Here is a 10,602-nt window from a genome sequence, read left to right on the forward strand (position 1 = left end):
ATGGTGTTCTACGGCGCCATGATCTCCGAGGGCATCATCGCCCTGATCTGGGCCGCCGCGGGCTGCTCCATCTACGAGGGCGCGGAGCTGCTGGGCATGGGCGCCGGCGGCCCCACCGCCGTGTACGACATCTGCCAGAAGACCATGGGCTCCTTCGGCATGATCCTGGCCATGCTGGGCGTCATCGCCTGCCCCATCACCTCCGGCGACACAGCCTTCCGTTCCGCCCGGCTGACCCTGGCCGACTGGCTGAAGATCGACCAGAAGTCCTACGCCAACCGCCTGAAGCTCTGCGTGCCCGTGCTGGCCGTGGGCGCGATCCTGGGCATCGGCAACGCCCTGGGCAAGATCGACTACAACGTGATCTGGCGTTACTTCAGTTGGAGCAACCAGACCCTGGCCATGATCGTCCTCTGGGCCGCCAGCATGTACCTGTTCCAGCAGAAGAAGAACTACTGGATCACCGCCATCCCCGCCACGTTCATGAGCGCCGTGTCCTGCACCTACTTCATCCTGGGCGAGGAGTGCCTGGGCCAGCTGCTCAACAAGCACGAGGTGGTGGACGGTGCCCGGAAGCTGGTGGCCTACAACACCGCCCTGGCCTATCCCGTAGGCATCGTTTTCGCTGCGGCGCTGCTGTTCATCTTCATCCGCGCTACCAAGAAGCAGTCTGTGAAGGTCTGACTCTCCCTCACCCGGCCGGCTGTTTTTCGAGTAGATCACCGTCAGCCGCTGCCCAAGGACAGCGGCTGACGGCCTGCTTTAAGGAGTGATACCATGATCGTCAAACCAATCCCGCTGGGGCGCGAGATCCTGGACCAGGCCGAGCTTATGGAGGACCGTAAGTCCTGCCGCCGGTTCGGCCCCTGCGGCGTGGGGCGGAAGGCCCTCTATTTAAATAGCTTTTACCTGGATTGCCGTTACTACCTGCCCTTTGCGGGGATCAGCCGTGTTTTCAAGCGGGTGGCCATGAGCTCCGGCGGCTTTTCCCACAAGGGCGTCTTCGCGTCGATCCCCTACCTAGTGGTGGAATACGACGGCGGGAAGCAGAAGCAGTGCAATTTCAAATATGAGGACCAAGTGGACCAGCTGCTGGAGTACCTCTCCAAGGCCCGGCCCAGCCTGCCCCTGCACAGCGCCGAAGCGGAGGAACGCCTTGCTAAGCGGGAGAAGGAGCGGGCCGCCCGGGTCCTGCCGGAGCTCTCCGAGGAGGCTCGGCGAAGCGTCAAGCTCCTCCAAAAGGCGGAGGCGTTCCTGGAGGAGCGCCCAGACCTGACCGGGAATCTGAGCCGGTCCGCCAGGGAAAAGCGGGCGTACCTGCGCAGCAAGTCCAGCTATCGCTATGTCGCCCTGGCGGTGATGGCGGCGGGACTGCTGGCCTTGGTCTACGGGCTTTACGCCCTGACGAAGGGCGCGGACACGGCGCTGTATTTCCTGCTGTTCGGCCTGGCGGCGCTGTTCATGTTTTCCGGGGCCAACGTGCTGCCCACCTCCCGGAACAACCGGAAAGCGGTGATGGGCCGGGTGGAAAAGGCCCAAAGGGGTATGGATGCTTATCTGCAGGGGTTTCCGAAGTTCCCCCTGCCACCCCGCTACGCCCACCCGGTGGTCCTCCGGCGGATGCGTCGGGCCATCGAAGAGGGTCGGGCGGAAACGCCCGAAGAGGCGCTGGAAACCGTCAAGCGGAATCTGAAAGCGCTGAACTCCAGCGTGGAGGTGGACCAGGAGGAGTACGACGAGGTCGTGGAGATCAAACCGATGTTTTTAAATGAGGATTACCTGTGAGATCCGTGCTGGAGGGAATCCGGGACCGTTTTGACCCATAACTTGACCCAGGACAGGAAATTTTGCAGTGGAAATAACGGAGAGAACCGTACAAAAGATGCTTGGATCCCTGAGCGAACAGTTCTGAATGGAGTGGAAAGCATTTGTTTTATGCCCTCAGACAAGCTACGGACCAGAAGGCCGGGGGGCGAATCCCTCAGGGCGTACCAGGATAAGTTGACAAACCCAAGGGCCTGAAAGTGCCTGTCTGCAAGGGTTTGTCAACTTTTCATTTTACTCACAGATATAGCTCGATCCTCAAAAATGCATATAGAGAGACCGAACTCCCTACCAAGTAAATATCTTCATAGAATTCGGCGCAGCCTTTTGAGGCTGCGCCTTCTGCTATCTTGTAATTGAAATCAAGGGAGGGATATGTTACCATGGAGCTGACAAAAAGCAAGCAAATCCGGGCCGGGCTCCAATTGTACTTACCGGAGAAAACGGGGTAAGAAAAGCGACTATACTTGAAACGTTGTCGACTTCCCTCGATCGTGGTATAATAAAAATATCTGAATATATCGATCATATCGCGGATGGTGTGCCGTATACCATTACGCAAACACCAGATGCCGATCCTCGACTTGGATCTCATCCTCGCAAAAATAGATCAGACGGAACTGCTCAAGTGATCCGCTCCGATCGCAACAACAGTCCACGATCGATAGACCCTGACCGAGCCGATCTATGTCGTTGCGGTCTTTCGTCTCCAAAGACAAGATCAGGATCTAAGACGCAAAAGATGATATCTGCAACAACTCAGCAGCTGGATCTTAAGAAAATATGAAACCGATCCAAAAAATGATCTCACATCCGTCGAACGATCGATCGTTCAAGCTGCTCAAATGATCGTCGCAGCCCATCCTGAGTATGGACTATCGAGGAAGATCCCACCGCCGCCGCCATGTCTCCGGCAGTGGAGAGCGGCCGGTCCGGCCACCTGCACGTCTGTGGATCCAACCGGGGCCTTCCCGGTCTGACCGGGGCGGACACGGACTGGCGCGCCCTGCTGGGCGCCCTGAGGAAGACCGGCTGCGGCGGAGCCGTGACGATGGGGCCCATGGCGCTGCGGCCCGCCCCCAGCCCGGCCAAATCCCGGATCTGGCGGGCCATGATGCCGGACGGTCCGCCGGAGGCCCTCCTGCGCTGCACCTCCACCGGCGTGCCGTCCCTTCGTGAGGCCATGCGTGGCTGAAAGTCCCCGCCACGGAGCCCGGGCGGCGGAGAGATCAGGATAGCGGAGGTCCTCTCTATCATGTGGAAACGACTCGTACAAAAATGGAACCACATCTCGATCCGTGCCAAGAGCACCTTCCTGATGGGGAGCATGCTGACCATGACCTGGCTCCTGGTGCTGATGGTGACGCTCCGGCTCCACGATTTCAGCGGGGCCTCCAGCATCATCATGAACGACTATATCGACATCACCGGGTTCCTGGACGCGTTCTCCGCGGAGAACGTGGCGCTGGAAGCCTACATCCGCCCCGTCTCCACGGAGCAGACCCGGGAAGAATACCTCTGCGCCATCGAGGAGGCGGACCGCAGGCTGCTGGAGCTGCGGCCAAGCAGGACCGAGGACCAGCGGCAGGAATACATGCTGAAGCAGGCCATCTGCAACGCCATGGAGTATTACCGCCAGTCCCAGGCGGCCTTCCTGGAGCTGGGGCCGGAGGAGGACCTCATCCCGCCCTACCTCTCCCTGAAGACCCAGGCGGCTTACATCGACGGCTATACCCGGGACCTGCTCCACAGCCGCAACGTCCAGGGCGGGGCGCAGTGGCACGAGATCGAGGAGTGCAACCGGCAAAACAGCCGGCGGTTCATGGCCTTCCTCCTGATCACGACGGTGGTCGTGATCTTGATCGTGGCGGTCTTCAACCGCAGCGTCCTCCGCCCCCTGGCGGCCCTGGGGTGGGCGGCGGACCAGATCCGGGAGGGCCGCTACGACGCGCCGCCGCTGAACGTGAAGAGCGGCGATGAGATCGGCCGGACCGCCCACTCCTTCAACCTGATGCAAAAGGAGATCCGCCGGACGATCCACGCCCTGGAGCAGCAGTCCGAGATGGAGCGGCACCTGCTGGAAAAAGAGGTGGAGGCCGCCCAGATGCAGAGGAAGCTGCAGGAGATCCGCTTCGCCCAGCTCCAGAGCCAGATCAAGCCCCATTTCCTCTTCAACACCCTGAGCACCATCGCCGCCCTGGCCCGGGAGGAGGACGCTCCCCTGTCGGAAAACCTGATCCTCCGGCTCTCCAGCTTCTTCCGCTACTCCCTGGAGAGCGGCGAGGCCATCGTGACCCTGGGCCGGGAGCTCCAGCTGCTCCAGGACTACATCGAGCTCCAGGAGACCCGGTATGGGGACCGGATCATCTTCGAGGTCATGGCGGACCCGGCGCTGAACGGCACGGAGGTCCCCAAGTTCATCCTCCAGCCCCTGGTGGAAAATTCCATCGTCCACGGGCTGCGGGAGCGCTCCGAACCCGGCCGGGTCCGGGTCCGGACCCGGCGGACCCGGCGGGGGATCACGATCACCGTCACGGACAACGGATGCGGCTTCGATGCCAGCCGCCCCTTGGGCGGGCAGCGCCAGTCCGTGGGCATCGCGAACATCTCGGAGCGGATGCGCCTGAACGGCGGGCGTGTGGACGTGTTCAGCATGGTGGGCGTCGGGACATGCGTCAAGATCTTGGTAGGGGGCGAGGACAGTGATTAAGATACTCGTGGTGGAGGACGAGCCCAAGAGCCGCGCGGCCATCGCGTCCCGCCTGCGCTCCGTCCTGGGGGAGGAGGTCATGGTGGAGACCGCCGAGGATGGGAACTCGGCCATCTCCAAGGCCCTGCAGGTGCGCCCGCAGATCGTCTTCATGGACATCGAGCTGCCGGCCAAGAACGGTCTGGAGGCGGCCGCCGTCATCAAGTGCCACCAGCCGGAGGTCCACATCGTGTTCCTGACGGCCTACGACCGGTTCGACTACGCGGTGAAGGCCCTGCGCTCCGGGGCGGAGGAGTACCTGCTCAAACCGGTCTCGGAGGCGGACCTCCGGGAGCTCCTCCAAAAATTCTTCGAGGTGGCCCCTCCCGTCCAGGCAGCCACCCCCTTCGAGACGGAGCTGAACGTCTGGGTCCGCCAGCACTACACCGAGGACATCTCCCTGGAGTCCGCGGCGGAGAGCATGGGCATGAGCCCGTTCTATTTCTCCAGACAGGTCAAGGCCAACACCGGCAAGACGTTTTTAGAGTTCTTCACCGCCTACCGCATCGAGAAGGCCCAGCGCCGCCTGCGCTCCACCGATATGAGCGTCAGCGAGATCGGCCGGTCGGTGGGCTACCCGGATTCCAACTACTTCGCCAAAGCGTTCAAACGCGTGGTGGGCTGTACGCCCTCCGTCTACAGGGCACAGGCAAAACAAGATGACCGATCGTAGCGGGCCGGAGGGCCCGCTATTGTTCGTTTTACACAAAATTTACACGATCGAATTGATATATAACAAAAAATTGACGGCGCGACAGCAAAACTTTACGATTTCTTAACAGGCTCCGGAGAATTATACTGAAAACAGGAACTGTCCTACGAAACAGAATTCAATATGGAGGATGAAGAAGAAATGAAGAAACTGATCGCGTCTTTGCTGACGGCCCTGATGCTGCTGGGCCTGTGCGCCTGCGGCAGCACCCCCAGCGCCCCTTCCACTCCCGACACAGGCAGCGGCACCTCCGAGCCCGCTCCTTCCGACGCGGTGCCCAGCGGTGAAACGATGCTCCTCCGCCTGGCCAACAGCCACAACGCCGAGCACGTCACCAGCCAGGCCTGCCAGATGTTCGCCGACCTGGTGAGCGAGAAGACCGACGGCCGCATCACCATCGAGTGCCACTTCGCCAGCGAGCTGGGCGACGAGCGCTCCACCATCGAGCAGTGCCAGTTCGGCGGCCTGGACTTCACCCGCGTGGCCGCCGGCGCCTCCGCCGAGTTCAACCCCCTGATGAACGCCCTGCAGATGCCCTATGAGTACACCAGCGTGGACCACCTCTTCAAGGTCCTGGACGGCGAGATCGGCCAGGAGGTCTTCGAGGCTTTCAAAGCCAACAACCTGGTGGGCATCACCTATATCCATCCCGGCTCCCGGAACTTCTTCAACGCCAAGAAGGAGATCCGCACCCCCGCCGACATGGCCGGCATGAAGATCCGCGTCTCCGAGTCCGACCTGATGCTGGCCATGATGGACAGCCTGGGCGCCGCCGGCGTGGGCCTGCCTTTCAATGACACCTATTCCTCCATCCAGACCAGCGTCGTGGACGGCGCCGAGAACAACATGACCTCCTATATCGAGATGTCCTTCTGGGAGGTCGCCCCCTACTGGACCTATGACGGCCACACCTATATGCCCGACATGATCCTGGCCTCCAAGCAGACCATGGATAAGCTGTCCGCCGAGGACCAGCAGATCATCTTCGACTGCGCCAAGGAGGCGGAGGAGTGGCACAAGGTCGCCTGGGAGGAGTCCGAGGCCAAGAACGCCAAGATCGCCGAGGAGAAGGGCTGCACCCTGACCACCCTGACCGACGAGGAGCTGAAGGCGTTCCAGGACGCCGTGGCCCCCATGTATGACAACTTCCTCAACGACGAGCAGAAAGCCATCGTGGAGCGCGTTCAGGCCCTGGGCTGATCTTACGCCGAAAAAGGGCGGCCTAACGGCCGCCCTTTTCTCAAGATCCAAAATCGAATGCATCAGAAAGGAGAACGATTATGCGGGCAGCCCATAAAGCGTTCCGGTTTTTATTCAAAGCGTTGGAGTGGTTCGCCATGATCTGCATGGTCATCTTGACGGTGATCGTCTTCATCGATGTCATCCTGCGCTATATCTTCAAGCAGGGCTTCGCCTGGACCCAGGAGGTCGCCACGCTGATGCTGGTCTGGTTCAGTCTCATCGGCATGGCCATCGGCGTGCTGGAGAAGATCCACATCAGCATCGAGATGTTCACCTCCAAGCTGCCCGGGAAAGCCATCGGCGTCCTGGAGAGCATCGACCACATCCTCATGGCCATTTTCGGCGGACTGATGGTCTATTACGGCATCATCATCATGAACATGACCAAGCTCTCCACCATGCCCGCCACCAAGATGCCCAGCGCGGTGCTCTACATCATCCTTCCCCTGTCCGGCATCCTGGTCTTTTTGAACGCCCTCCTGGTCGCGGCCAAGCGGGACAGCCACATCCTGCAGGACGCCCCCGTGTCCGGAAAGGAGGACTCCCGTGCCTAATACTACGATCGCGATCGCCATCATGCTGGGCTCCTTCGTCATCCTGCTGGCGGCCCGGATGCCCATCTCCTTCACCCTGGGCATCTCCTCCGTCCTCACCGCGCTGTATCTGAACATCCCCCTGGCCACGCTGTTCCAGCGGATGGTCAACGGCGTCCAGTCCTTCTCCCTGCTGGCGATCCCCTTCTTCATCCTGGCCGGCGAGATCATGGGACAGGGCGGCATCTCCCGCCGGCTCATCACCCTGGCCAACGCCTTCGTCGGCTGGATGCGGGGCGGCCTGGCCCAGGTGAACATCCTGGCGTCCATGTTCTTCGGCGGGATCTCCGGCTCCGCCGTGGCGGACACGTCCTCCATCGGCTCCATCCTGATCCCCATGATGACGGACTCCGGCTATGACAAGGACTTCTCCGTGGCGGTCACGGTGACCTCCTCCTGCCAGGGCGTCATGATCCCCCCCTCCCACAACATGATCCTCTTCGCCATGGCGGCGGGCGGCGGCGTCTCCATCGGCCAGCTCTTCATGGGCGGCCTGATCCCCGGCATCCTGCTGGGCATCGCCCTGATGATCATGACCGCCATCATCGCCCGGAAGCGGAACTACCCCAAGGGGCGGATGCTCTCCCCCAGGGAGATCTGGATCGCCACGAAGGACGCCCTGCTGGGCCTGATGACCTGCATCATCATCGTCGGCGGCGTGATCCTTGGGTGGTTCACGGCCACGGAATCCGCGGCTGTGGCCGTGGTGTACGCCTTCATCGTCACCTTCTTCGTCTACCGGGAGATCCCCCTGCGCCAGTTCGGCAGCATCCTCCGCAAGTCCCTGAGGACCATCGCCATGGTCATGGCGCTGATCGCCACCGCCTCCATGTTCGGCTGGCTGCTGGCCTATCTGAAGGTCCCCACCATGGTGACAGATCTGCTGCTTGGCATCTCCACCAACAAGGTCGTCATCCTGCTGCTCATCAACGTCATGTGCCTGGTCCTGGGCTGCATCATGGACATGGGCCCCCTGATCTTGATCCTGACGCCCATCCTGCTCCCCGTGGCCACGCAGCTGGGGATGGCCCCGGTGCAGTTCGGCGCCATGCTGATCCTCAATCTGGCCATCGGCCTGTGCACGCCTCCCGTGGGCGCGGCCCTCTTTGCCGGCTGCTCCATCGGCCGCATCAAGATCGAGGAGGCCACCGCGGCCTGCCTGCCCTTCTATGCCATGATGATCCTGGTGCTGCTGCTGGTGACCTTCTTCCAGCCCCTGTCCATGTTCGTCCCCCACCTGATGATGGGCTGAACCAGCCCCCGACGCTCCGCCCGGAGCGCGAAAGGAGAACTTATGAACAAGAAGCTGCGTTTTGGCATCCTCGGCACCGGTTTCATCGCCAACAAGGGCGCCTCCACCTTCGAGGCGCTGGGAGACGACGCGGTCCTGACCGCCGTGGCCTCCCGCAGCGCCGAGAAGTCCGCCGCCTTCGCCGCCCAGTACGCGATCCCCAAGAGCTACGGCTCTTACGAGGAGCTGGCCGGGGATCCGGAGGTGGATGTGGTCTACATCGGCACTCCCCACAACTTCCATCTGGAAAACATCCGGCTGTGCGCGGAGCATGGCAAGCACGTGGTCTGCGAGAAGCCCATCGCCATCTCCGGAGAGGAGGCCCGGGAGATCGCCCGGCTGTCCCGGGAGCACGAGGTCTTCATCATGGAGGCCTACTGGACGGTGTTCCTCCCCGCCTGGGACAAGGCCCAGGAGCTCCTGCGCTCCGGCGCCATCGGGAGGTACGAGTTCCTCCGGGCGGAGCTGGGCTTCTCCCACCCCGGGGCCCGGGGCCTGCGGAAGATCGACCCCAAGCTGGCCGGCGGCTCCATGCTGGATCTGGGCGTCTACAACATCATGCTGGCCTATCAGATCTTCGGTCACGACGTGGAGGAGGTCCGGATCAAGTCCTGCCTGAACGAGCACGGCATCGACCTCTACAACGCCTTCGACATGACCTTCGCCGGCGGCCGCCTGGCCTATCTGATGGATACGGTGAAGGGGAAGTTCGACAACAAGGCCGTCATTTACGGAGAAACGGGCTGCGTCACCATCCACAACTTCCTGGGCAGCTCCAGGGTCACCCTGGACGCCCTGGGCGAGCCCTCTCAGGACTTCGAGTTCCCCTTCGAGAAAAACGGCTTCGAGTACGAGCTCCGGCACGCCTGCCGCTGCATCCGGGAGGGCCTGACGGAAAGCCCCGTCATGCCCCTGAGCGAGAGCATCGCCATCCTGGACATGGCCGACCGGCTGATGACGATGAGCGGCATCCAGTCGGCAAGCCGCAAATGAGCGGCGGGACCAGGACCCTCTTCGGCCGCCCGGCGGGAGGCCGGGAGATGTACGCCTATGAGCTGTCCGATCAGCGGGGCTCCCGCGTCCGCCTCCCGTCCTGCGGCGGGGCCGCCCGGTCCCGGCCGGTGCCGTCCTGGACTTCCCCCGCCTCCCCCCTCTCCGGTCCTTCGAGCCGGGGAGCGGTATGAACAGGAGACCGTATACGCCTAACGGCAAGCAAAGGAGACGATATCATGGATCTCACCATCGCGATCCCCTCTCAGGTGGAGCTGGCGGAGACTCCCATCTGGGACTCCCGGAGAAGCTGTCTATACTGGACGGACCTCCTGGGCTGCCAGGTCCACCGGTTCACCCCGGGAAACGGACAGGACGAGGCTTGGGACGTCCACAGCCTGGTGGGCTCCGCCGTTCCCACCAGCGACGAAGACCGGGTGCTCTGCGCTCTGAGCGGCGGGATGTACCTCCTGGATACCCGGGACGGCAGCCTGGAATTCCTGGTGGACCCCAAGGGCGGGGACACGAACTTCCGGTATAACGACACCCGGGTGGATGCGAAGGGCCGCATCTTCACCAGCACCATGTCCGTTTTTTACGGCACGCCGGAGTACGATCCGGAGACCATGAAGGGCAATTTTTACCGGGTGGACACGGACGGCTCCGTCCATGTCGTCCAGGCCGGGATCGATCAGTTCAACTGTGTGCTCTGGAATCTGGAAAACACGCGGCTTTACGTAGTGGATACCTACAACAAGAAACTGCTGGCCGCGGAGTATGACTTGGAGACCGGGCGCTGCGGCCCCCTGGAGGTGGCGGTGGACTGCACGGAGCTGGGGATGCCGGACGGCATGGCCATGGACACCGCCGGGGACCTGTACCTTTGCCACTGGACCGGCCATATCACGGTGTGGTCCCCGGATCTCCGCCTGTTGGAGGACATCCCCTTCCCGGTGGAGTATGCGACCTGCTGCGGCTTCGGCGGCGGAGACATGAAGACGCTGTACGTCACCTCGTCTCACCGCCGCTACCCGCCGGAGAAGATCCTCCAGTACCCCAGCGCGGGGAGCACGTTCCAGATGCGCCGAGAGATCGCCGGCTGTCCCGACCACTTCTTTAAAATTTGGGATCTGCAACAGGAAAGGGAGCGATGACCATGAACGAGAAAAAGCTGAAGGTGTTAGCAGCTGAGATCCGTCTG

At 62.1% G+C, this 10,602-nt stretch carries 10 protein-coding genes; all 10 read left to right on the forward strand.

Going from position 1 to position 10,602, the window contains the following annotated elements; all coding sequences use genetic code 11:
* A partial coding sequence (locus QZ332_RS11875; RefSeq protein ID WP_295765665.1) for a carbon starvation CstA family protein occupies window positions 1–684 on the forward strand: 684 nt, incomplete at its 5' end.
* A 93-nt stretch (window positions 685–777) separates the two neighbouring features.
* Entirely contained in the window at window positions 778–1,785 is a 1,008-nt protein-coding gene (locus QZ332_RS11880; RefSeq protein ID WP_295765667.1) for an ATPase P, read from the forward strand.
* A 943-nt stretch (window positions 1,786–2,728) separates the two neighbouring features.
* A complete protein-coding gene (locus QZ332_RS11885) occupies window positions 2,729–3,019 on the forward strand; it encodes a hypothetical protein (RefSeq protein WP_295765669.1) in 291 nt (96 codons plus the stop codon).
* Between the two features lie 60 nt (window positions 3,020–3,079).
* The gene (locus QZ332_RS11890; RefSeq protein WP_295765671.1) at window positions 3,080–4,534 is read left to right on the forward strand and encodes a sensor histidine kinase; all 1,455 of its coding nucleotides are present in this window, start codon (window positions 3,080–3,082) and stop codon (window positions 4,532–4,534) included.
* On the forward strand, window positions 4,527–5,246 hold the full coding sequence (locus QZ332_RS11895; protein WP_295765673.1) for a helix-turn-helix domain-containing protein: 720 nt from the start codon (window positions 4,527–4,529) through the stop codon (window positions 5,244–5,246). Before QZ332_RS11890 ends, QZ332_RS11895 begins: the two co-directional genes overlap by 8 nt.
* Window positions 5,247–5,426: 180 nt before the next feature.
* On the forward strand, window positions 5,427–6,485 hold the full coding sequence (locus tag QZ332_RS11900; protein WP_295765675.1) for a TRAP transporter substrate-binding protein: 1,059 nt from the start codon (window positions 5,427–5,429) through the stop codon (window positions 6,483–6,485).
* 80 nt (window positions 6,486–6,565) lie between these two features.
* Window positions 6,566–7,081 carry a TRAP transporter small permease gene (locus QZ332_RS11905; protein ID WP_295765677.1) on the forward strand — a complete coding sequence of 172 codons (516 nt, stop codon included), beginning with the start codon at window positions 6,566–6,568 and terminating at the stop codon, window positions 7,079–7,081.
* Entirely contained in the window at window positions 7,074–8,372 is a 1,299-nt protein-coding gene (locus tag QZ332_RS11910) for a TRAP transporter large permease (protein ID WP_295765679.1), read from the forward strand. Before QZ332_RS11905 ends, QZ332_RS11910 begins: the two co-directional genes overlap by 8 nt.
* A gap of 42 nt (window positions 8,373–8,414) precedes the next feature.
* A complete protein-coding gene (locus QZ332_RS11915; protein WP_295765680.1) occupies window positions 8,415–9,404 on the forward strand; it encodes a Gfo/Idh/MocA family protein in 990 nt (329 codons plus the stop codon).
* 236 nt (window positions 9,405–9,640) lie between these two features.
* The gene (locus QZ332_RS11920) at window positions 9,641–10,555 is read left to right on the forward strand and encodes an SMP-30/gluconolactonase/LRE family protein (RefSeq protein WP_295765682.1); all 915 of its coding nucleotides are present in this window, start codon (window positions 9,641–9,643) and stop codon (window positions 10,553–10,555) included.
* Window positions 10,556–10,602: the final 47 nt, after the last annotated feature.

The organism is uncultured Oscillibacter sp., from assembly GCF_910584465.1.
Classification (GTDB): domain Bacteria; phylum Bacillota; class Clostridia; order Oscillospirales; family Oscillospiraceae; genus Oscillibacter.

What these genes read in the sequence shown, in the direction of transcription:
- QZ332_RS11880 (WP_295765667.1), top strand. Translation starts at nt 778, where the DNA reads ATGATCGTCAAACCAATCCCGCTGGGGCGCGAGATCCTGGACCAGGCC.
- QZ332_RS11885 (WP_295765669.1), top strand. Translation starts at nt 2,729, where the DNA reads ATGTCTCCGGCAGTGGAGAGCGGCCGGTCCGGCCACCTGCACGTCTGT.
- QZ332_RS11890 (WP_295765671.1), top strand. Translation starts at nt 3,080, where the DNA reads ATGTGGAAACGACTCGTACAAAAATGGAACCACATCTCGATCCGTGCC.
- QZ332_RS11900 (WP_295765675.1), top strand. Translation starts at nt 5,427, where the DNA reads ATGAAGAAACTGATCGCGTCTTTGCTGACGGCCCTGATGCTGCTGGGC.
- QZ332_RS11905 (WP_295765677.1), top strand. Translation starts at nt 6,566, where the DNA reads ATGCGGGCAGCCCATAAAGCGTTCCGGTTTTTATTCAAAGCGTTGGAG.
- QZ332_RS11915 (WP_295765680.1), top strand. Translation starts at nt 8,415, where the DNA reads ATGAACAAGAAGCTGCGTTTTGGCATCCTCGGCACCGGTTTCATCGCC.
- QZ332_RS11920 (WP_295765682.1), top strand. Translation starts at nt 9,641, where the DNA reads ATGGATCTCACCATCGCGATCCCCTCTCAGGTGGAGCTGGCGGAGACT.